Here is a 23948-nt window from a genome sequence, read left to right on the forward strand (position 1 = left end):
CCTAGTTGAAAATGTACTCGAAGAGAATTATAGCTCGAATTGACCAAAACTCCTATCCACCTCATTGTAACTACTTAATTAATCAGCACAATTTTCAGGATGTATTTTTGTACGCTCATCGGTCTAAAAGAATCAAGAGTAAGCTCAAGATACTGACTGATAATGTTTCGTACGCTTGGTATGTTTTGAAGCATAGAAAGAAGTTTTCTCGTGCTGATATTATCATTTCTACTGGTTGGATTCCTCTATCGTTACGGCTGCTCATTAAACTGGGTATCGTATCTTGTAATAAGTTTTATTGGCTTGGCTTTCAGATACACGAACCCAAGCTGTACCGATACTTTGCCCTACTGCTACGCCTTACCTCTTTGAAGCGGGAAACGTACATTGTAAATGCGTTTTACGAGAAAGATATTTACGCGAAACGCATGGGTATTTCCCCCGAGAAAATACAAGTTTTACCGTATAGCGACTGGGGAAAAGATGTTGAAAAAAACACTGTACCACTTAAAAACTATTACTTCGCGGGCGGATATACCAATCGTGACTATGCCTCGCTTATTGATGTGTTTAGCAGAAGCAACCAAGAGTTAGTGATTATTGGGTCTAAACACAACCACGATTTGGACGTAGCGGTACCTGATAATATTAAAATACTGAAGGACGTAAATAAAAAAGACTTTATTAGCTACTTGGTACAGGCAAAGGCGTGTATTGTACCACTCAAGAAGGCCGATGCAGGTGCTTCGGGGCAGATGGTGTTGCTGAGCTATATGAGGAATACCAAAACAATCATTGCATCAGATTACCCTTCAGTGCGGGAGTATGTTACCCATAACACATCTGCACTACTATACGATAAACAAGAGCAAAACTTGGCAAGTATGGTAGCTTACCTGGAAGAGAACCCTGATACTATGAATCACTTAAAAGAGAAGGCTTTTCGCGCGTATCAAGAAAATTTTAGTCACGATGCTATTGCGAAGCGGTTAGATGATATACTATCGTTGCAGTAAAAAAAACGTTAGTTGTTAGCAGATGTACTCTCTATAAATACTCTAGATAAGAAGTTTTGCAACTCTAGCAAAATAGTGGGCTGCATTAGCTATCAATTACCACCGCTACTTTCTTTTTGTAGTTCACAGATTCCGTAACATACAAGCTCTACTCTACTGCAATTTCGAGTAAGCTCCGTAATGCAAAAAACCTCCTGTTTAGTAGATCAGACTATCTAAACAAGGAGGTTTTATTTCTGGTACCTAATGTCTGCGTAAGCTAGTGCTTAGCTACTTCTAGCGTATTTTTTATTTGGGCACGTATACTCTTAGGTAATCAACGTACATCTCTTGTAGGTTTGCCCCCGTTTTGTTTCCGTTTTTCCACCACGAGTTATAAAGGCCAAACTTAAAGTATGGAGCATCTCCGTCTTTGTAGCTATTAGGCCCTCGGTACGAATGGAATAGCTTACCATTTTTGTACACTCTGAAAAAGCCGTTTGATCCGTAGCTCCACTTTACGTGAAAAGTCCAAGTTACCCACTTCCCGAAATCATCCTGAAGTTTATCATATCCAGAACCCGTTCGGCGGGTAGGGTGGTAGTCTCTACCTGAGTAAATTCTTTCACCGGTGGCACTATAACGAAAAGGTTTTGCTGTGGCTCCTTGGCTACCCACCCCAGATCGAGTGGCGTACATATGGCGTAAGAAAAAGTGATCTCCTTCAAAGTGCATCGTATACGAGCCTTCTCTTCTAACATTATAGTCATTTTTCATACTCACAAAGCTGATGTAACCATCGCCAATCTCGTAATTCTTGCTAAGCTTCGTTCGCATCTGAAAAACATACTCCTGACCCCATCTTGCTCTAAACCCTTGCCGGAAATAAGGACTTGGTAAATCTCTGGGTACAAGTTCCTGGCGAAAATTCTTACTGCTTCGGCTGCCGGGAGTAATTCTGAAGTGATAGGCACCTTCTCCTCCTTCTCTCACAACTTTCCCTTTGGTATGCCCAAGGTGGTGAATTCTCAACCCATCTCTTGACTGGTTTACATTTTTACCAAAGTTGCTATTAAACTCATATCGCTTTAGTAACTTCAAACTAGGTAAACCACTGGGTAGTCCAGAGTTATCACCGGTGTTGTCATCTTTCTTATCGTCGCTGTCATCCTTATCATCACTTGGTGGAGATGAACCCCCTCCTGAGGAGCTGCCACCTTCTTCGCAGACTTTAGCAGAGCCTTTGTAACCGCTATCCCAACGACCATAAATTTGGTAACACCGATCATCAGGGTTGGAAATAGAGAACACCATTTTCAGGTTTTTGTCTCTAGAGTATAAGCGAGGAACAATGCTAGTACCCGTTCGCTTACCATCGATCATTAGCTCAAAACCACCTTCTGGCTGTCGGGGTGATGCAAAATTCACAAACTCAAGTGTTACTCTTGACCCATTGAATGAAACCTTGCTGACTACTGGTCTGGTAACATCAGATGGGCGTTTAACATCGCCAGCATCACTATCATCATCTTTCTTATCATCGCTTGGAGGAGGAGAGCTAGACGTATTATCTGCTCCAGGCTTCATGCCATTAGAACGCCGGTAGCCGCTGTTCCAACGGGCATAGATATGATACGTCTTGTTAGGCGAGCTTGAATTGAAGGTCATCTTCACATTCTTATCAGAAGAATACAAGCGTGGGGTCACTTTAGTATACGTTCTCTTCCCATCAATCATTAGCTCAAAGCCACCTTCTGGGCCTCTGGGTGCGCCAAAATTAGTAAACTCAATAGTTACTTTAGAGCCATTTACACTAACCTTGGTAATCTCAGGAACAGTTGTGCTTTGCGTTCGCGCTGAGCTAAGCTGAATATCTGTGGTTAAACTGTTTTCCGTAAATAACTCTTCTTCCGCGCACTGAGTGAAGCAGAGCGATGCAGCTATCAGGAATAATAAATAAAATTTTTTCATGGGTTCGGATTAGAATTTTATTGAAATTTTTACGAACCCTCTACTCTAAACACATACTGTACAAAAGAACACTACGGTGTGCTAAAATTTGCAATCGCAGATAATATTCTTAGGCTGTATTAAATTTTTTTCACTGATTTATTTAAATAAAATTATATTAAATATAACTCATTAAAACCTCCATACAACAAGACCGATAGTTACTCTTGATAGAGTATAAGTTACGGATTAAGCTATATTTCATAAAAAATAGTAAAGCAATCTCTAATAGTAGCTTTACTATCTAAAACGTTTTAATTGATTTGAGAATTTTTTTTCAATATGATAATCTATAATCAAATGAAACAGATTTTGCTGCCTTTTCAAATTTACCTTTATTCGCACCGAGAGAGGAGGCATTGCGCTAGAAAATTCAGAAGCATTCCATATTTAAATTAGTTGTATTTATGCCGTTGTCTTGGTATTACCATCGCTTACGTACCATGTCTATTCCGGAGATTGGTTATCGGGCAGCCCAATATTGGCAGAAAAGACAGGAGCGGCAATCTCAGCAGGGCTACTTCCCTAGAGAAAAGCAGTTACTACACCTACCTAAAGCGATTTTACCGATAGAGGACATTGATTTTGAAAGCAAAGAACCGTTTATACCTATTTTCGGTCAAGACTTTTACTATAACCAACCCATCGACTGGCACCTAGATATTTCATCGCAAAGCCGATTTCCTAAGACATTTGCTAAAGATATTAACATTAGAACCAGCGAATATGGTAGCGCTAAGCATGTATGGGAAGTTAATCGGCTGCAATTTTTACCATTGCTGGGGCTTCAGTACCGCGCTACTCACAATGAAGAAGTTCTACAGCAGTTCCAGACCATCGTTCAGTCGTGGATTGATGATAACCCTTATTTGGTGGGGGTAAACTGGTACAGTAACATAGAAGTAAATATTCGGCTCATTGTATGGTTCTTTTGCTGGGAGCTATTTGACGTAAGTTTGCTCATCCAGCGTAATGACCAGTTTAAGAAATTTGTAGAAGAACAGTGGGTGCCTACTATCTATCTTCACTGTTTGTACAGTCACCAGAACCCTTCCTATTACTCTTCGGCCAATAATCATTTGATTAGCGAATATGCCGGTTTGTTTGTGGCAGCTTCGTATTGGAAATTTGCTGAGTCTGAGAAATGGTTACGTGATGCCAAGGCTGGTTTGGAAAAAGAAATCGTTCTCCAGCACTCAGCCAACGGCATAAACAAGGAAGAAGCCGCGGAGTACATTCAGTTTATCACTGACTTTTTTCTGATTCCGTTTGTGGTAGCAGGTGCTACGGACAATCCTTTTTCTGGGGGTTACCAAAATAAGTTAGAACAGATACTGGATTACATCTTTCAGATGATGGATGTACGGGGCAACATCCCTTATTACGGTGATGAGGATGATGGGAAAGTAATACTACTAGAAGGTGGGCATCCTGACAACTTTAAATCATTGCTCACCTCGGGGATTGTGTTGTTTGGCAACAGTCACTGGAAAAATAAATCAGCGGGTTGGGATACCAAAAATGCGGTGTTGTTCGGAGATCAAGGAAAACAAGCTTTTGACCGAGTAGAAGCTAGTTCAACAAATCAGCCATCGAGGTTATATACTGAGGAGGGGCACTTCTTTCTGCGTAAGCAGCAGGGAAAAGAAGAAATATACATCCATATGGATGCAGCCCCACTGGGCTTTTTATCAATTGCTGCTCACGGCCACGCCGATGCACTAGCCTTTGATGTACATATAGATGGGTACCCCATTATTACGGATGCGGGTACGTATACGTACCATACTGATGCCGAGTGGCGCAATTATTTTATCGGGACATTGGCTCATAATACCATCCGAGTTAATCATACCGATCAGGCTAAAAGTACTGGTCCCACTATGTGGATTGAGCACTACCACCCCAAAGTTATTAAAAGTGAAACTACCCACCAGCAAGATACCGTAGTAGCCGAACACAATGGCTATAAAAAATTAGGGTTAACCCACCGTCGTAGTTTGGTTCTTGATAAACAGACTAATACAATAACAATCACCGACAATCTTTCGGGTCGCTCTTCTCAAGCGTACTCACTGGAATTTCCGCTGCACTTGCACCCTGAGGTGCAGGTAGAAAAAACCAACGATCATCAATTTTGCCTTCAACATACTCAGGCTCGAACATTAGAGGTACAATTTGATTCAGCTATAAATGCTCAGGAAGTGCGCGGGCAAACCGACCCCATTTTAGGTTGGTACTCGCCTTCGTTCAGGGTTAAAGAACCCACCTCGGTACTTTATGGAAAGGCCACTTTCTCTGGAACAATAACATTGGTTACCAAACTAGTGGTGAGAGCATAGCTGCGCTATTTTACTAAACACATACTCTTCTGGCTGATGGAAAATAAAAAAGCGGAATAGTATGCACTACTCCGCTCGCTGTTAAGCTTGTTTGCTCGAGCACTACTTTTCCATAGCACTAGGGGCTGATGAAATTAGTCTGATATGAATCTCGCCCGGCTGGGTTTCAAAGTAGATACTTTTTCCTTGCTCAGTAGCAATTGCGCTCGACACAAAGGTACCATCACGCTCAACAATCCACTCGCCTGGCATTACATCAGCCATTAATACTTTAAATGTTTTTTCAGCTTCGCCATCTAAGTGAAATGAAGCATCACTTAACAAAGTAGTTTCCTTATTGAACATAGTAACGTGGTCTAGCGTCTTAACTCCAACTAGCTGGTCTGCCCTAATTTGCGTAGCTAGCGGAGGTTCTACACCTTTGTCCATCACTATCATAGAATGTAAAAAGAAGTCTTCTTTACTCGCTTGAGAGGGCGACACTTCTATTCGGAACTGCATATCTTCGTAAGCGCGGTCGCTTTTTGTTCCCGGATCGTAGGTAGTCCTTCCGATTGAGTGACCTGGGGCGATGTTGATCCGAGGTTTTTCTGGTAAAATAGTGTAAGAAACCAGTTTACCCGCATAGCCATTCTTGGCATTCAGGGTAGCCTGATTACCTGAGATGGATGGTTTACCCATACTGTGGAGTAGAAATGCTTTCTTAAATGAGGCGTTAGTAGATACTACTCGATCAAATACTACAAATACTGCTGGATGATCCTCGTCACTAGTGTTGTAGGTGACCATAGAGCGAGTAACCTTACTTACCTTATCGGGATTGGCCTTGTTAGAATAGTTATACCCCTTGGTTAAGTCGCCTGAAATATAGCTGTATTCAGGAGTTTGGGTATCACTACCAAATTCATGTGCAATGATATTGGCATATTCGTACCCGTTTCTGGGGTTGAGCAGCGCATTCATATCATCCGGCTGAACATCATTGTTTAGTGGCCATCGCATACCTCCGTCTACCCGAGTATTGGTCCAACCCCCTCCACTGTATTTTTCGTTCGGGTTCATAATAATCAGACCGTTGTGTGCGGTGGTTGACCGATAATAATCTTTCCAGTAGGTTGAACTGAACCTACTTCTGGAGCCACCATACATACCGCTGTCGCCGGTTAAGTTTCCTTTGTAATAAATTTGGAAGGTACCGAAATCCTTATGCTGATGCCCGCCAAAGTAGTATTGTCCAATTCTCATATTTACAATCGCTTCATCGGCATTGCGGTTAGTTACTGACCAACCGGTTCGAGCTACCATTTCGCCTCCTACTGGCTCAGGAAAGTATTTGGTTTTTGGTAAAGACTCTAGCGATTTTCTTCCCAGATCAACGGGCCGCAGTAAAAACTTTCCAAAAAGATCATCGCGCAGCGAATTATATGATTTAAAGAGCGGGTGATCAGACAAGGAAGCTATGTAAGGGTTGTTATAATAATTTGCTAATCCGTCTAAAAAAATGTTATGAAATTCATAGGCCCAAGAATCATTTTTAGTGTCACCTAATCTCATAATTTGCCCGTCTGAGCGCATAAAGTAGGCTAGCATGTACCCCATTTGCTCAAAATCATCCACCCAAACATCTTTGCCACCGCTCATCTTATTAAATAAGAAGCCCGCCAGCACCATATGACTAGTACGGGTGCTTACGTACCACCCTTGGTGAGATAAGTGCGATTTAAAGGCAAAATTTCTAACTTCCTGAAATTCGTCAAAGAATAATTTCGAGGCTCGATTCCATACTTTAGGGTCTTCATCATAAATGGCTAGACCTGCCGGTAACTGATTAAAGAACCAGCCCGAAGTATTATGGCTTACGATGGTGCCATGCCCACCAGTAGCTGGCCAATAAGGAGGGTGTAAGTTATGGATTCGAGAAAACTCCCTAATGAAATTTTGCTTTTGGGTATTGGACATTAAAGGGTAACACCAATCGTATACGCAGGCTCCCAAAAAAACTTCATTCATTAGGCGTAAGCCATTGCTAGTTGTTTTTCTAAGTGCGTTGTAGGCTCCATCAATAGCCGCTCGCCCCTTTCGTTCATCTCCTTCAAGTAAGTAGGTTAACGCTTGAGCAATGGGTTGGCCATTGTTTCTGATTTGGGACCAGATGCCCCGAAAATCTGGGTGGTTACGCTTATCACGTAACTCTGGTAAGTCTTGTGGGGTGATAAATACTCGAGGGTGCCCCGAAGGTACTGGGGGCGGACTGGTAAGCAACTGAGCTTTAAGGTCGTTGCCCAAAAAGACAAGTAAGAGTACTAAAATATAATGCTTTAATTTCATACCAACTTCTGTTTATATTCCTAACATAAGGCCAACATCAATTACCTATTCAAATGTTGTTCCCCTTACTGATTTTACCAATCTAGCTGTCTGAGCGGGTAGTAAGGAATTAGGCGAGCTTTCAATGTTCAGTGCTAAATAATGCTAAAGTCACACTGAGCTTCCCATCTACACACTTTAGTATCAGGATGTTATGAATTGTATATTGCCAAATTTCTGTCTATCAAAAGATAAAGTACTTCCGTAAGAATAGCTAGGAACAACCGTAAATTAACAATTACTTTGCCGTTTTTCGCTTTTGTAAAAGTAGGGTGCTACTGCATCACAATGATAAAACTTTTGTAAAGAGAGCGATTCTCACCTTGCTATAACCTACCACCATATTTTTCTTAAACCCGCAAAAAAGCAACGTTAGTATTTTACGCTAATCTACACTGTTGCCTCTTAAGAATGTTTTTATACTTCAAAAAAATCTGAAAATCCTTTTAGGAACATGGGTGACAAGCTACATCAATAAAAGATAGTTTTATGGAAAGGCTGCTCATAACCTACGGTAGGCTCGGCTGGTAACTAAATGTATTTCATAACTTTACTGCTGATTCATGCGTTTTGCAGGTAATATTCAGAAGAAGTATCCTGTATGACTGAGTTTAACGCCTACGTAGCGGTAATTGCTACCTCACTTATCATCATTTTTTCGTATTTATTTAACCTAATTGCTCATAAAACCAATATTCCCAGTGTACTGCTGCTGATTGTTTTGGGGTTAGGCATGAAGTACGGTGCAGAAGTACTGGGCATTCCGGTGGGCGACAATCTGATTCCGGTACTCGAGATCTTAGGCATTGTAGGATTGACCATGATTGTGCTGGAAGCCGCCCTTGACCTGGAACTAGAAGCTGACCGTTGGCCAATTATTTGGAAATCTTTTCTTGTAGCTCTTATTGCGTTGGTAGGAGCGGCTCTGGCAGGGGCTTATATTATTCAGTATGCTTACGGGGGTTCGTTTTTCCTCTCACTGGTGTATGCCGTTCCCCTCGCAATTATTAGCAGTGCTATTGTTATTCCGAGTGTAGGCGGGCTGAAGGATGAACATACCCGGGAATTTATGGTGTACGAAGCCACTTTCTCCGATATTCTGGGCATTATGTTTTTCTACTTTCTACTGGGTAATGCCGAAACTGAATCTACCACAGCCATTGTCTGGTCAGTAGTTAGTAACATTTTCCTGACTATTGGACTGTCGGTAGTACTTAGCTACGGACTAGTGCTACTATTTCAGAAATTAGATACCAACGTGAAGCTGTTTCTGCTAATTGCCGTACTACTGTTGCTTTACTCAGTGGGCAAGCTCTTTCACCTCTCTTCTCTCATCATCATTCTGATTTTTGGCTTAGTACTCAACAACTTTAAGCTGTTTTTCTTTGGCAAATTAAAACGGTTGGTGAATGGTCGCGCGGTTAGCAGCATCCTGAATAATTTCCGGCTGATTACCATGGAATCGGCCTTTGTAGTACGAACTTTCTTTTTTGTTATCTTCGGTATGACTATTACCATTGCTACCATTTTAGATATGAAAGTAGCGATGGTAAGCGGTAGTTTACTGGTTCTTATTTTTGGTCTACGCTTTATTCTGCTGAAAATTTTTATTCGGAAAGACATTCTACCGCAGCTATTCATCGCCCCTCGGGGGCTAATCACCATTCTCCTATTTTTTGCTATTCCGGCTGAAATGGAGCTGGAGGGTTTTAATACGGGCGTATTGCTGTTCGTGATTATTCTTTCTAGCATCGCTATGACGTTAGCACTAGTACTAAGCGGTACTAAAATTACTCCCTACGATGATTTTGCTTCTAATTACTGGCAAGAAGTGGACAAAGAAATTGAGAAGATTGAGACCAGCGAACCCGAAGCCCAGCAGGAGCAGCAAGCAATTGAAAATTGACAATGGAAAGGTGATAGTGATTTATCCATTATCCACTGTCAGCTATTCATTAGTAAAGTACTCGGAAGCGAATGGTGTTTTCAATGGCCCGAAGTTCTTTAATCACCTCATCACTGTAGGCTTTGTCAATATCGATGATGACGTAGCCAATATCTTCGTTGGTCTTGAGATACTGCCCCACCACGTTGATGTGATACTTTAGGAGCACTTGGCTGATGTTTGCTAGCACACCCGGTTTGTTGTGGTGGATGTGCATGAGCCGATGGGCGTTTTGCAGTAACGGAAGTTGCACGTTAGGAAAGTTCACGCTGAGGAAGGAACTTCCAGTGTTGATATATTCCATAATTTTCCCTGGTACAAACTCACCGATATTTTCTTGAGCTTCTTCGGTGCTTCCGCCAATGTGGGGGGTGAGAATAACGTTAGGCAATTCTCGCAGCTCCGATACAAATTCTTCTTCATTACTTTTAGGTTCGGCAGGAAATACATCTACCGCAGCTCCCCGGATGCGCCCAGTAAGAATATGTTCTTTCAGAACCGCTACATCTACCACAAATCCTCTACTTAAGTTTAAGAAAAGTGCTCCGGGCTTCATAGCAGCAAAATCATTAGCTCCAAAGAATTGCTTATTGTCAGCTCGGCCATCTACGTGCAGGGTTACCACATCTACTTGGCCGAGCAACTCTTCTAGCGAATTACACTTAGTGGCATTACCTAGGGCTAGTTTGTCCACAATATCGTAGTAGTACACATCCATCCCCATATTTTCGGCCAGAACCGATAGCTGCGAACCGATATTTCCGTAGCCTACAATACCAAGTTTCTTCCCCCGGATTTCATTACTGTTTTTGGCCGACTTCCCCCACATACCCTGGTGCATTCCCGCTGATTTATCAGTGATGCCACGCATCAGCATAATGATTTCACCAATAGCCAACTCTACCACCGAGCGAGTGTTGCTGTAGGGGGCGTTAAATACGGCAATCCCTTTTTTAGAGCAGGCCGTCAGGTCAATTTGGTTAGTACCAATGCAAAAGGCACCAATTGCGAGCAATCGGTTTGCATTTTCTAGCACCTTGGCGGTTACTTGCGTTTTAGAGCGAATACCCAGCACCGATACCGACTTTATTTTCTCAGCCAGTTCTTCTTCATCCAGGGCTGCATCGTGAGTTTCTACTTGGTAGCCTTCCTCCTTCAACCGTCGGGCCGCATCAGGATGAATATTTTCCAGCAGTAGTACTTTTATTCGATTTTTAGGATACGATATGGCAGTGTTCATTTTGTTTAGATAAAGAAATTCGTCGAGAGAAGGAGTAACATGGTCAGCTTTATCAATTACCACATCTCGTTCAATATTTTCGGTAAAGGCGTAAAATTTATTGGCAAAACCAGCTGCTTTAATTTTATAGTCATTGTAGCCATCGCCAATCACGTATACATCTCCGTTTAAGTCTAAGTCGCGAATTACAGCTACTTTGCCCTCATCGGTGGAGAGGAGATTGGAGGCATCAAAACCGGTGATGTTGCCTTCGTCATCAAAGGTAAACTCATTAGCAAACACATGACTGTCGGCAATACCGTACTCACGAATCACCGGAAGAATAAAGTCTTTAAACCCGTTGGAGATTACGTAAATTCGGTCTGAAAAATTCTTGAAGAATTCTCGGTTGCGTTCAAACGAGGGTGATACGCTTTTTTGCAGCTTTTCTACTAGCTCCGGTAAATGATCTTGGTGAGCCGGAAGTAATGCCAGTCGACTTTCCAGCGATTCCCGAAAAGAAATTTCGCCGTTCATGCAGGAGTTGGTGATGCGTTTTACTTCGGCTAAAACCTCTTCGCGTTTTGGGTTGTCCTTCAGCGCTATCTCGCACAGCACATCCAATGCTTCCACTTGGGTAAACGTACTGTCGAAGTCGAAAACAAAGTACTTAATCGGTTTGCTGCGTACTGATTCCATTATGATTTTTTAGTTCTACGGGCAGTTCACCGCTACGGATGTGCAAATCGCGTTGCGGAAACGGAATTTCAACATTATGTTCGCCAAATTTTTTGAAAACCGAGTAGTATAGTTGGCTCTTCAGGGCTTGGGGGCGTTGTACGTACATGGAGGTCCAGACCATCATATCAAAGTTGAGCGAGCTATCGCCAAATTCGGTGAACCAAACGTCGGGCGGAGGATTCTTCAGTATTCCCGGATGCTCACCCATTACCTCCATCAGCAAATCTTTAACCTTCTGCGGATTTTCGCTGTAAGAAACTCCTATCGGAAAGTGGAAGCGCACCCGTCGGTCGTTATGGCTCCAGTTAATCACCTGCGAAGAGATAAATTCGGAATTAGGCACGATGATAGAGATATTATCATTAGTGATAACGGTAGTGGCTCGAGCCGAAATATTCACTACATCGCCATTAACATCACCCACCTCAATGCGGTCGCCTACCTTAATGGGCCGTTCGAACAAAATAATTAATCCCGAGATAAAATTATTAGCGATGTTCTGTAGGCCAAAACCCAGCCCAACCCCAAGTGCACCAGCTAATACCGTTAATGAGCTAAGATCAATACCCGCCGACTGGATGATAATAGAAATCCCCAATACCAACACCAGATAGCGAACAATGGTACCAATAGACTGACGAACCCCAATATCTAAGTTATACCGGGCTAAAATCTTATCGGAAAGAATATTCCGAAACCTTCCGGAAAGAATTACCAGAAAGACAAGGCTAGCCACGTAGAAAATGATATCGAGAAGGTCGAACGAACGCCCCGATAGTTCAAATAAATCGTAGGTGAACCACCCATAGACCATGAGCACCCACTCTTTTATCTGCTCCCATACGGTTTGCACTGGCTCTTCCATCAAGGCAAAGTTAGGGAAAAAGCAAAGTTAGTATAGCAGAGCGAAATATTTTTCCCGCAAAAGGCAGTTTGAGAGCATGTTAACGTGCAGTAAGTCAAAACTACTGCGCGGGAAAACTTTACTCAGCAATAATTGTTTAACTATTATTATTAATGACTAAACAGAAAGATATGACTGATGCTGCGATAGTTTGGTTCAGGAATGACTTACGCTTACACGATAATGTTACTTTAACCGAAGCAATCCGTAAATCTGATAAAGTTTATCCGGTGTACTGCTTTGATCCTCGGCATTTTGCCGAAACCGAGTTGGAATTTCCTAAAACAGATTCATACCGGGCTCAATTCTTAGTAGAATCACTGCAAAATCTCCGCGATAATCTTCAGGCTATTGGTTCTGATCTTATCGTCCGACAAGGTGTGCCCGAGTCCGTTATTCCTCAGTTAGCCAAAGAAGTGGGTGCTTCTAAAGTGCTTGCCAGCAAGGAAGTAACTTCCGAAGAACGCTCAGTAGAAAAGCAAATGGGAGACCGGCTGTCGCCTCTGGGCATTGAACTAGAACTTATTTGGCAGTCTACCCTACTGCACGTGGACGATATTCCCTGGCCTATCAATAATGTGCCTGACATTTTCTCTCAGTTCAGGCGAGAAGCAGAGAAAACTACTCAGGTGAGAAATACGGTGCCTGCTCCCGATGCGTTGAACAATGTTGCCTCAATTACCGCGGGCGATATTCCTACTTTAGATCAACTAGGCCTACTCCCGGTTGAGGCTGATAAACGGGCTGTTTTAGCTTTTAAGGGAGGGGAAACCACCGGGTTGGCGCGACTAGATGAATACTTCTGGGAGAGAGACTGCCTGAAAAATTATAAGGAGACCCGAAATGGGATGTTGGGAGCCGATTATTCATCTAAATTCTCAGCTTGGCTAGCCAACGGATCGCTTTCACCCCGAACAATTTACGAAGAAGTAAAACGCTACGAGCAGCAGCGGGTGAAGAACAAATCAACCTACTGGCTAGTTTTTGAGCTGCTTTGGCGCGATTACTTCCGGTTTATAGCCAAAAAATACGGCAACAGCATCTTTCAGTTTGGTGGGATTCAGGATAAAAGCCCGGACCTTCGCAACGATATTGGCTTGTTTCATAAGTGGAAAAACGGCAAAACGGGGGTGCCTTTTATTGATGCGAACATGCGCGAGATCAACGCCACGGGGTTTATGTCGAACCGTGGTCGGCAGAATGTAGCGAGTTTTTTAGTAAAAGACCTGAAAGTAAACTGGACCTGGGGAGCGTTGTTCTTTGAGTCAATTTTGATTGACTACGATGTTTGTAGCAACTGGTGCAACTGGAACTACATGGCCGGAGTGGGCAATGATCCGCGGGAGAATCGTTACTTCAATATTATGAGTCAAGCTCAGCGCTACGACGGCCAGGGCGAGTACGTTCGCCACTGGATTCCTGAATTATCTGATGTGCGCGGAAAGAAAATACACTACCCTACCGAGATTCCTCAACCAGAGCTGGCTAGCATGGGCGTTCGGTTGGGAGAAGATTACCCAAGGCCATTAGTAGCATTCAGTAAATGGCTTTATTGATAATGAATAATGACGAATGATTAGTGGTCAATAAAACGGTAATTATTCATTACTCATCATTTCATCAATCATTACTTAGAACCAGCCTCGGGCTACTCGGCTCCAGGGCCAGGGAATAGCGGACATAATCAGCACAAAACCAATCAGATAAAACAAAGCAGTACGCATAAACTTCGCTTTATCGGTAGCAGCCCGTTTGGCGGTAGAGTAACCAATGGTAATTAAAATAATACCGATGATATTGGTAGCAATGTGTTCTACAGCCCAAAAGCGCAGCTCCGTATTCTTCATAGCTGCTCCCATATCAGCCAATGCACTTTGCACTACCGGGCTGATGAAGTACAAAATGAGGCCGATTACCAACTGAAGGTGTACCGAAATCATGGTGAATAAGCCTAGTTTTCGGTCGGTTTCTGTAAAAGTTTTGTTACCCGACCAGCCTAAAAAAGCTTTAATAATGACAGCAATAAGCAATATGACTACTACGTAGCGCAGGGTAGAGTGAAGGTGAAGAAGGCCAATATACATGCGGAAAAGTTTAGTAAGTGTAAAGCTAGTTAAAACTCATTAATCACAAAAAAAGCGGCCTGAAAAGACCGCTTCGGTTTTATCTATGCTGCTTTGCGAATAAATTTATTAAGTCGCCGATGCTTAGTAGGTAGGTTTGGTACCCTTGCCTGCTGGTTCAGCATCAAATAGAAAAACATTCCCAACGTATAAAGCACTCCCGCCAAATACAGGGCTAAGAAAATATAAGAAAGAATTGTTATCATATCAGTAAAATTATACAAGCATACTAATCGTAAAGCCGGAAGAAAAGTTGCGTATTTTAGGTCAATTCCGTAGAAATTTTTTCTGGCTCCGGTTCCCGCTCTATTTCTTGCTTAATTACCTGTACTGCGTTCTTTTTAGGAATAATGGTATCGCCCACATGATGAGAATAGGCTTTGGTAAATTCAGCTCCAACCAGAAAAATGACCGCCGAATAATAGATCCAGATCAACAGAATGACCAGCGAGCCAGCGGCACCGTAGGAAGTAGATAAATTGCTGGTAGTTAGATATAAGCCAATCAATTCTTTTCCTAGCACAAACAAAACCGTAGTAACCAATGAACCTACCCATACATCACGCCAGCGAATTACCGCGTCGGGCAGTAATTTGAATACCAGGGCAAATACCAAAGTCACAATAGCAATGCTGATGGTTAAGCTGGCCAGTTGCATGAGATACACTGTATAATCTGACAAAAACTGAGGAATGAACTCTTCAAAGACCTTCAATGCTAGATCAATAATTTGAATAGCAATGAGAATTAGCCCCAGGCTTACTACAATTACAAAAGAAAACAGGCGATCTACAATCAGTTTAAGCCAGCCTCGGCGGGGTTTGGCCCGAACGCCCCAGATTTCGTTTAGGGCTAACTGAATATTAACAAATACGGTAGTAGCACTAAAAATTAGCGTAGCGAAACCAATAGTTTTGGCTACTGCACCTGACTCATTGAGATTAACATTACGAAGAATATTCTGAATTTGCTTAGCAATGCCTTCGCCTACGTGGGTGGATATCTGCTCATACAATGTTCCCTTTACTGCCTCTTCGCCGTAGATTATACCAGCAATATATACTGCAAAAATCAGTAGAGCCGGTAGAGAAAAGATCATGTAGAAAGCAATAGATGCTCCGTAGAGCATAGGGTTATCGTGCTGAAACCCCTTGTAGGTATCAATGAGCAACCGCATTCCTACGGTTTTCTTAATCCTTCCCCAGTATTCTTGCCAACGCTTCATTTCAGCATTTGTCTACATTTGACTGTACAGCGAATACCCGGACTATCGTAACTGTGCGAGTATCTGTTTACAACTGCAATAAAGCAAAAAGTGCCGAATAAACATTCAGCACTTTTTACCACAACACAAACGTACGTTATTTATTGTATAACAATCTTCTGAGTATTCCAGTGATTATTGGTTTGCGTTCGCACCAAATAAACTCCTTTGGGCAAGTCGGTAAGGTTTAGCGACTGAGCCTTTTGCTTATTCAGCGTGCCCGTTTTGAAGGTATTGCCTTGTATATCACTAATCCAGTAATTTCCTGGATACTCAGTTTTAATATGGATGATACCAATAGACGGATTTGGATAAATATTAATCTCCGGCTGGGCAACCAGCAATTGGGGTTCCTCTATTTGAGAAGTTAGGCTAGCCCCCTTCTTCGGAGTACTTTCCTGCCGTGCTACTGGGGTTGGAGCTCCCGTACTTTCAATAACTAGTGCGCCTATAAAGCCGTAGGTTGCACCCGCCACTCGGCTAACGTCAATTTGTATTTGACCGTTGGCTGCTGGTCGTACATTACTAATCGTCACAGTTTCTTCCTCATTGTACGAAGCATTGAGGGTAACCTCTTGATTGCCAATGCGGTAAGTTGCATTTCTATTGCCACCAAACATAGAGCTAGCAAAGAACGTGAAGCTATAAACTTTATCTGGTGACGCTCCATTTAGCGTTATTACTTCTTGTCCTTGTGTCCAGAAATATGAGCGGGTTACGGCATCAGGGTACTTTCCGCTATTATTCTCGGTGGCATAACCTTTTCGGTTGTCACCATCCCAAGCGGTTTCTAATTTTAGGGTGATCGCCGAAGATGTACCATCAATATTTTTTAATAGGGCAGCATTGGTAGACCGATGAATGTTATTCCAGTTGTCTGCTACATCACGACCTGCCCGATGAAAGTTCACGTGAATTTTCTCCCCTTTTTTTACAGATTCTGTTTTGGGTGCTTGAAGGAAGAGCTTATCATCAGGAATAGCTTGTAATGATACTCCTGGCCCCTGATACCGGACTTCCAGTACTTGTGGCCCCCATCGCTCAAAGAAGGTCAACCGAATGGGGTGGTAGCCAGCCGATAGTTGAACGCTGCCCGACTTCTCTTGGGCTTCGGCTCGGCGGCCATCGTTGTTGATAATCTCGCGGCCATCCAGGTAGAAGTTGCTACCATCGTTGGCATTCACATAAAAGGTGTACTCACCCGCTTGCTCAATTAGTAGGTACGCTTCATAGACAAAGCCCATAGTGTAAAGCTTTCCAATAGCGGGGTCAAAGGTAAAGTTTGATAGGGTCCCTTGACTGGTGGGGGTAAGTTGGTCAAAATTGGGAAGAGCAGGCCACTCGCCCACGTAGTAGCTGTAGTATACACCCGGCTCGCCTATATCAGCTACCGGAGGTTGAGGATTTTCAACTACCGGATCACCCTCTAGCGAAAGTACTTCATCCGGAATAAGCATTTTGTTAATACTGGGACCAGCGTAACTTACCTCCAAGATTGCTCGTCCCCGATGCTCGAAGAACTCCACACGAATGGGGTGCTTCCCTTTCGTCAGGTCTACTGATCCTGACCGTTCTTGCTTCGCATGACGCCCATCATTATCTACAATTTTCTGTCCGTCAATGTACAGCACGCTACCGTCATCAGATGCAGTATAGAATTGATACGTTCCGGCAGTTTGAATATCAATGTAACCAGTAAAGGCAAACCCAAAGAATTCATCCTTCTTTCGCTCACTAAGGCTAAAGTTAGAGGTAGTTCCTACCTCCACTGCCGAAAGCTGACTAAAATCAGGGAGCGTTCTCCATTGCCCTTCGTAGTATGCATAGTTTAACCTAGGTTCTTTATCCTCTACTATTGGATCATCAACTATAGGAGCAGCGTTCACAACCACGCTTACCGTATCCGTAGAAATGGCTTCCGCGTCGTCTTGTACCGCTATCACAAACTGATAAACACCTTCCTGTAAGCCTGTAACACTAGTGGTAGCAGCATTGGGCTGTACAATCACTGCTTCTCCTCCAATCTTACTCCATTGATAACTAGCAATTGTACCGTCTTCGTCGGTAGCTGTTGCTTCCAGCGATATTTCTGCTTGAGGCAGTGTTATCTCAATGTCGTTACCAGCGTCTACTACCGGAGGTAGGTTAGGAATGGGAGCTTCAGTGGGTGCTTGGAGGAAGAGCTTATCATCAGGAATAGCTTGTAATGATACTCCTGGCCCCTGATACCGGACTTCCAGTACTTGTGGCCCCCATCGCTCAAAGAAGGTCAACCGAATGGGGTGGTAGCCAGCCGATAGTTGAACGCTGCCCGACTTCTCTTGGGCTTCGGCTCGGCGGCCATCGTTGTTGATAATCTCGCGGCCATCCAGGTAGAAGTTGCTACCATCGTTGGCATTCACATAAAAGGTGTACTCACCCGCTTGCTCAATTAGTAGGTACGCTTCATAGACAAAGCCCATAGTGTAAAGTTTTCCAATAGCGGGGTCAAAGGTAAAGTTTGATAGGGTCCCTTGACTGGTGGGGGTAAGTTGGTCAAAATTGGGAAGAGCAGGCCACTCGCCCACGTAGTAGCTATAGTATACACCTGGTTCGCCTATATCGGCAGTAGGTGGAGTGGGTGATCCAGGTGCCCCGGGCGATGGGGAAGCATTATCTTCCGTTGTTACTTCATAAGATATTGCTGATGAGGTAGTTATTTCCCCTTCGTCATCCTGCGCTCTCGCTTGAATCTGATACGTCCCGGCTGGAACTGATGGCCAAGTGTAGGTAACGAATCCTTGTTCAATTGAAACAGACTGCTCATCAACTTGCTTTCCGTCCACCCAAAAAGAAGTTTTTGTGATTCTGCCATCGCTATCACTAACTTCGGCTACTAAAGTAATATCATCTCCTGCTACGTAAGCAGCATCTGATGGTTGAATAAGTTGTACAACTGGTGGGTCGTTATACGTAGGGCTAGCCGATGCTTCTGTTTTCTTTAGGAAGAAAGCAAGTTTGGCCACAGGTGAGCTGTACTCAATATTTAGTACGCCATCGTTAACGGTTACGGTACGCTCTACAGAAAAGGAGTGTTCCCCTCCTGAAAACGCGTGACCATCCAGACTATTAATAATTTGATTATTTTCGACCTCTACGGAGATACCGCCGCTTCTCATTTCAGATGTTTTGCTGAAAATGAAGGTAATTTGGTATCCGCCATTGTCTACTGGAATTGCGTACGACTGGTTATTATCAGTAGTACGAAACGGAGTAGTAGAGAAGGCGTTGTATGAGAATAGTAGATAAACTACTAATAAAGTAAATAGGCGCACTGCCGACGTACGCGATAGTGGGGTTTTTGTGGTATTTCTCCAAACATTCGTCTTCATCAATTGAAAAATTTAGTGTTGATCTTGTTTCCTTAGCGTCAGTAGGTCTGTCGCTTTCGGACACTAGCATCACAAAAACCGTAGCCTAGTAGGCCAGATTTATTCCCAATTGATTCAGAATGCTGTTATTGTAATAATTTAATAAATTGCAGTTATTACTGCTATTTGTATTTCGTGTGAATTAAAATATATACAGTTTGAATTGACTCATTCCGATAAAAAATCGTGTCAATTTATATTTTTTATGTATCAATATGATTATATATAGATAAATTGTACTAATCTAAGTAATAAAAATAATTGCACTTAAAAAATATGCTACGGTGTTATATTTTATGAGAAACGTTCACTAAAAAGTAATATCTACTGGTTTTCGTCTGAATACTCTCAAGATTGAATAAATTTTTTAACAAAAATTTATTCTAAAAAGGTATGTGATTTTATCGAAAACCTGAAAAACGAATAATTGTACTTATTAAAGATTTTGCCAAATCCTATTATTTTGAATATTTACCAAGCGACTTTCTCATTTGGATAAGCGTTTTATATAAAATTGAATCAGTTATTATGTTTGAGCAACACATTACTCCTCGGTTCTCAGAAACTGACGCACTTGGGCATATCAATAATACGGTGGTTCCCGTATGGTTTGAGCAAGCCCGGCGACCTGTTTTTAAGCTGTTTACTCCTGATTTAGATCCCGGTAAATGGCGTTTAATTATCGCTCGGATAGAAGTGGATTTTGTAGGCGAACTGCACTACGGCACTGACGTGGTAATTCGTACTTCGGTAGACAATGTTGGAAATACCTCTTTTCGGGTAGCGCAAGAAGTTTGGCAGCAGGGTAAGGTACGAGTAAAAGGTCTTGCTACCTTAGTGCATTACGACTACCAAACCCAACGATCAAAGCCAATTCCAGACTATATACGAGAGCAATTAGCCCAGCACAGAAGTGAGTAGGCTCAGTACTAGTTGTCGGAGACATCCAAAGTTTTCGTAAAAATACGCTTCTGTACTATTGGAATCTGGAAACTTCGCGAGTCTTTTTAGGTGCCCCGGAACACCGACCACATAGATTCGTCTAGAACCAGTAGCTTCGTATCCGGTTATGTTTTGAGCCACATTCTTTTATGAGCTAAACAATCGGTAGGTTAGCTATATTACTTTTGAAAGCGCAAACCCTGCCTAACCTTATTTACCATGTCTGTGAAAATTCCTGAAGTACATCATCTAAAATCCTGGGTAGACGAACATCGCCACCTACTAAAACCGCCAGTTGGTAATGCCCAAGTCTACCAACAAACGAAAGATTTTATCATTATGATTGTGGGTGGGCCAAATTCTCGCAAAGACTTTCATTATAACGAAACCGAAGAATTCTTTTATCAGCTAGAAGGTGATATTACGCTAAAAGTACGAGAAGAGGGTAGAACCCGGGACATTACCATTCACGAAGGGGAAATATTCTTGCTACCCGCCAAAGTACCGCATAGTCCACGCCGCCCGGCTAATACTATTGGGATGGTTATTGAAAAAATTCGCACTTCTGATCACACCGATGGTTTATTATGGTTTTGTGAGAATTGCGGAAATAAGTTGTATGAAGAGTATTTTCCACTAGAAGATATTGTAAAGCAACTACCGCCTATCATCAACAAATTTCATAATTCGCTAGAACTGCGAACTTGCGATAACTGCGGTACCGTGATGGATGTCCCTGAGTAATGAATAATGACTGATGAGTAATGATTAATAAGTTCTGCATCAATCATCGCTCATTAATCATTACATATCGTTTAGACTCCAATCGTATTCGTAGTAGGTTACGCGATAGGAGGTAGGGATTGTAGTGCTGCGATATTTGTTTAAGAACTCAATGATCGTTTGACCACCCTTCGTAAAGTCCTTCTCGTACCAATCAAATATTTTAGATACCGCTACTTGGTTAGCACTTGATTTCACTTGAACAAATTCGTTATTATTCACTGATTTTTTAGTACGCTCAGCTAGTTGTTTATCGAGCTGATCAGGAACGTAAGCGAAGCTAGCGAGGGGTGGACAACTTTTGGCAGCACAGGCCACTGCAAAGTGAATACGAGGATCGCCGTAAGGCAACACAATCTTCTTAATTTCTAGAAAGTTTAGTGTCATTTTCTCACCCGCAATTTTATGATCTACTTGGTCGAAGAAGCCACTTTTGTTCAAAGGAGACTTAAGGGGATAATATTTAGCTACTTGGTAAATCACCGCTAGGTTGTAAGCATTAATATAAAAAGCCTTTTTTTCTGTATTCGTTGCCTGAGACAGGTTCATTTCGCCAATTTGCTGGTAGAGTGATTCTATTTGGGCGAAGTTCTTTTTTACCCCTGTGTAATTTACGTTACCCTTCATCACCCATTGGTTTAAGAATTTATCGGCATCAGCAAAAAAAGTAGCAAGCGTTTTAGCGGGCACGTCAAGAGTAGTCGCTAGAAGTAAGATAGTAAGCACATATTTCATAATAACCTTCTTAGTATTTGTACTTTTTAAATATTGGATTTAATTACAGGCGTTTATAATTTATTATTGCCTTGCTCACACTCCGTTTGTTACTGGCTATTGTGCACAAAAAAGCCCAAACCTTTAGGTTGGGCTACATAAGAGCTTCAGGGTGTAGTTTATCAGTATAGCAGTTTATTGCTCGTTGAGTGCCCAACTGTACTCGTAGTACCCAACTTTGTATGACTCAGGTATTTTCTCAGTACGATACTGATTGATATATTGCAAAACTGATGCCTGATTCTTTGTGAAATCGCCTTTGTACCAATCAAATATTTTGGAGATGCGTACCTTTTTTTTGCTTTTATCTACTTGGATGAATTTCGGGTCATTTAATGCCTCTCGGGTTCTTTCTTCCAGTTGCTGATCCAGTTGGTCGGCCTGATAAGCAAAACTAGCCAAAGGCGGACAACTCATTGCCGCACAAACCAGCACAAAGTGAGCGCGAGCATCAAAGTGATCTTTAAGCAAATGCTCCTTCTCTAACTCATTTAAGGTAAGTGATTTGCCTGCTACTTTATGCTCGTTTTTATCAAAAAAGCCATTAATATTCATGGGCGACTTCACCGGATAGTGCTGAATAATCTGATAAATTGTGACAATATTATAGGCGTTGATGTAGAATGCCTTTTTTTCTTCATCCGAAATTCCCTCAAGCGAAGCACTTCCTACTTCTTCATAAAGAAGGTTAATCTTGGTCGGATTATTGGCAATGGCTTCGTAGTTCACTAATCCGTTATTCACCTGATTTTCCAGTAAATCATCCGCATTCTTGGTAAAATCAGCGACACCGAATGGGATAAAGACATAAGCTAGTATAGTGGCTATTATTGCTTTCATCATTAATCATGTTTAGTTGGTTTTGTGCTATTAACGTGCCACACTGAGTTTGGATAACCTAGAAGTGTCATCTCGGTGACATACGGGCTTTCACCTCTGCTAATTCTTCCAAAGAATAATTACTGATATTAATTTTTCACAACACCTTTTCAATTGTCAACCCGAAGACATAACAGTTGTTCTACAATAACATAATTGCGCCTACTTCATATATACCCAAAGAAAGTTTCAACTATTATTCAACCTTCTAACACACTTTCGTATGAGCAACAAAACGATCATCCTATCTAGTAGTATTATTTTTATTTCCAATTTACTGCTAATCCACTCCGCAAAATCCCAATCGCTGACCGATGGATTCATGAAAGGTAAAGGACACGGCAGCGTGGTTGTGTCTTATTCTTGGGAGCGCTATGACGAATTTTACTTCGGAACAGAGCAAATGGACGCACCGGGCGATTTTGGCGGACAGATTACAACCCAAAGCGTAAGCCTATACGGTATCTATGGATTAACCGATAATCTGGATATTATTGTGAACTTGCCCTTTATAGCAGCTCAAGGGGACAACGGAGAACCGGAAGCCCCCAACCAAGATGTGAGTGGCTTGCAAGATGCAGCTCTATTCTTGAAGTGGCGTCCTCTTTATATTGAGACCGAATCTGGCAATCTTTCGTTTTTAGGAGCAGTCGGCTTGGCTACTCCTCTAAGCGATTATGCCGATAACGCGGTTTTGTCCATTGGCAATCAGTCTACCCGAGCAGATGTCCGGTTGATGACTCAGTATTTTACGAACAGCGGATTCTTTGTAGACCTACAGGCTGGTTATTCTGCTCGAAGTAATGATGTCCCTAATGCCACGCTACTGGCGGGAAAAATTGGCTATGCGGGCAAGAGTTTTTACGTAGATCTGTGGTCTGAATCGCAAATATCCGATAGTAATGCCCCCGACATTGGTGGAGTACCGTTCAATGAAACCCGGGTAAATTACACTCAGATTGGCATTAGCGGTTATGTTCCCATAACAAGTGCGTTAGGCGTTTCAGCGGGATTGGGTCAATTTGTAGGCGGACGAAACGTAGGTTTGGCAACTCGCGTTTCAGGGGGCGTAGTGTACAGTTTTTAGCTTGTTAGTCAATAGTCCACATATGATGAATGATGACTAATGATCGATGATGAGTTATTGGCATTTTCATTATTCATTAATCCGCGTCACGGTGGTATCATTCACTACTCATTGAAGCAAACTGTGGACTATATTGTAATCTTCCTGACTTTTTCTACATTGC

At 42.4% G+C, this 23948-nt stretch carries 17 protein-coding genes; 7 read left to right on the forward strand and 10 right to left on the reverse strand.

What is annotated here, in order from left to right; all coding sequences use genetic code 11:
• Positions 1-11: 11 nt before the first annotated feature.
• Entirely contained in the window at positions 12-1016 is a 1005-nt protein-coding gene (locus P0M28_RS18275; RefSeq protein WP_302204078.1) for a glycosyltransferase, read from the forward strand.
• A gap of 288 nt (positions 1017-1304) precedes the next feature.
• Here P0M28_RS18275 and P0M28_RS18280 read toward each other — a convergent pair whose 3' ends face one another.
• The gene (locus tag P0M28_RS18280) at positions 1305-2966 is read right to left on the reverse strand and encodes a heparin lyase I family protein (RefSeq protein ID WP_302204079.1); all 1662 of its coding nucleotides are present in this window, start codon (positions 2964-2966) and stop codon (positions 1305-1307) included.
• A gap of 446 nt (positions 2967-3412) precedes the next feature.
• On the opposite strand from P0M28_RS18280, the gene P0M28_RS18285 reads away from it, so the two are divergent.
• A complete protein-coding gene (locus P0M28_RS18285; protein WP_302204081.1) occupies positions 3413-5347 on the forward strand; it encodes an alginate lyase family protein in 1935 nt (644 codons plus the stop codon).
• 102 nt (positions 5348-5449) lie between these two features.
• On the opposite strand, the gene P0M28_RS18290 is transcribed toward P0M28_RS18285, so the two are convergent.
• Positions 5450-7675 (reverse strand): heparinase II/III domain-containing protein, encoded by a 2226-nt coding sequence (locus P0M28_RS18290; RefSeq protein WP_302204083.1) that lies wholly within the window; start codon positions 7673-7675, stop codon positions 5450-5452.
• A 640-nt stretch (positions 7676-8315) separates the two neighbouring features.
• Between P0M28_RS18290 and P0M28_RS18295 the strand changes: the two genes are divergently transcribed.
• On the forward strand, positions 8316-9620 hold the full coding sequence (locus tag P0M28_RS18295) for a cation:proton antiporter domain-containing protein (protein WP_302204085.1): 1305 nt from the start codon (positions 8316-8318) through the stop codon (positions 9618-9620).
• Between the two features lie 49 nt (positions 9621-9669).
• On the opposite strand, the gene serA is transcribed toward P0M28_RS18295, so the two are convergent.
• Positions 9670-11577, reverse strand: coding sequence for a phosphoglycerate dehydrogenase (gene serA, locus P0M28_RS18300; RefSeq protein ID WP_302204087.1), 1908 nt, complete (start codon positions 11575-11577; stop codon positions 9670-9672).
• Positions 11549-12484 carry a mechanosensitive ion channel family protein gene (locus P0M28_RS18305; protein WP_302204089.1) on the reverse strand — a complete coding sequence of 312 codons (936 nt, stop codon included), beginning with the start codon at positions 12482-12484 and terminating at the stop codon, positions 11549-11551. Before P0M28_RS18305 ends, serA begins: the two co-directional genes overlap by 29 nt.
• 152 nt (positions 12485-12636) lie before the next feature.
• Here P0M28_RS18305 and P0M28_RS18310 point away from each other — a divergent pair, with 152 nt between their 5' ends.
• Entirely contained in the window at positions 12637-14079 is a 1443-nt protein-coding gene (locus tag P0M28_RS18310) for a DASH family cryptochrome (protein ID WP_302204090.1), read from the forward strand.
• Between the two features lie 75 nt (positions 14080-14154).
• Here the strand turns inward: P0M28_RS18310 and P0M28_RS18315 are convergent, their stop codons facing one another.
• The 4 genes from P0M28_RS18315 to P0M28_RS18330 all read right to left on the reverse strand — a co-directional run bounded on the left by P0M28_RS18315 (position 14155) and on the right by P0M28_RS18330 (position 19281).
• Positions 14155-14607, reverse strand: a complete 453-nt coding sequence (locus P0M28_RS18315; protein WP_302204091.1) for a cytochrome B — start codon at positions 14605-14607, stop codon at positions 14155-14157.
• Positions 14608-14690: 83 nt separating this feature from the next.
• A complete protein-coding gene (locus P0M28_RS18320; protein WP_302204092.1) occupies positions 14691-14852 on the reverse strand; it encodes a hypothetical protein in 162 nt (53 codons plus the stop codon).
• A gap of 56 nt (positions 14853-14908) precedes the next feature.
• Positions 14909-15871, reverse strand: coding sequence for a YihY/virulence factor BrkB family protein (locus P0M28_RS18325; RefSeq protein ID WP_302204095.1), 963 nt, complete (start codon positions 15869-15871; stop codon positions 14909-14911).
• Between the two features lie 140 nt (positions 15872-16011).
• The gene (locus P0M28_RS18330; protein ID WP_302204096.1) at positions 16012-19281 is read right to left on the reverse strand and encodes a PA14 domain-containing protein; all 3270 of its coding nucleotides are present in this window, start codon (positions 19279-19281) and stop codon (positions 16012-16014) included.
• A 567-nt stretch (positions 19282-19848) separates the two neighbouring features.
• Between P0M28_RS18330 and P0M28_RS18335 the strand changes: the two genes are divergently transcribed.
• Positions 19849-20241 (forward strand): acyl-CoA thioesterase, encoded by a 393-nt coding sequence (locus tag P0M28_RS18335; protein ID WP_302204098.1) that lies wholly within the window; start codon positions 19849-19851, stop codon positions 20239-20241.
• A gap of 240 nt (positions 20242-20481) precedes the next feature.
• Positions 20482-21006 carry a 3-hydroxyanthranilate 3,4-dioxygenase gene (locus P0M28_RS18340; RefSeq protein ID WP_302204099.1) on the forward strand — a complete coding sequence of 175 codons (525 nt, stop codon included), beginning with the start codon at positions 20482-20484 and terminating at the stop codon, positions 21004-21006.
• A 60-nt stretch (positions 21007-21066) separates the two neighbouring features.
• Here P0M28_RS18340 and P0M28_RS18345 read toward each other — a convergent pair whose 3' ends face one another.
• Entirely contained in the window at positions 21067-21780 is a 714-nt protein-coding gene (locus tag P0M28_RS18345; RefSeq protein ID WP_302204100.1) for a DUF547 domain-containing protein, read from the reverse strand.
• Positions 21781-21954: 174 nt separating this feature from the next.
• Positions 21955-22662 carry a DUF547 domain-containing protein gene (locus P0M28_RS18350; protein ID WP_302204102.1) on the reverse strand — a complete coding sequence of 236 codons (708 nt, stop codon included), beginning with the start codon at positions 22660-22662 and terminating at the stop codon, positions 21955-21957.
• 259 nt (positions 22663-22921) lie between these two features.
• Here P0M28_RS18350 and P0M28_RS18355 point away from each other — a divergent pair, with 259 nt between their 5' ends.
• Positions 22922-23785, forward strand: a complete 864-nt coding sequence (locus P0M28_RS18355) for a transporter (RefSeq protein ID WP_302204103.1) — start codon at positions 22922-22924, stop codon at positions 23783-23785.
• Positions 23786-23948 lie beyond the last annotated feature (163 nt).

This window comes from Tunicatimonas pelagia (assembly GCF_030506325.1).
GTDB lineage: Bacteria > Bacteroidota > Bacteroidia > Cytophagales > Cyclobacteriaceae > Tunicatimonas > Tunicatimonas pelagia.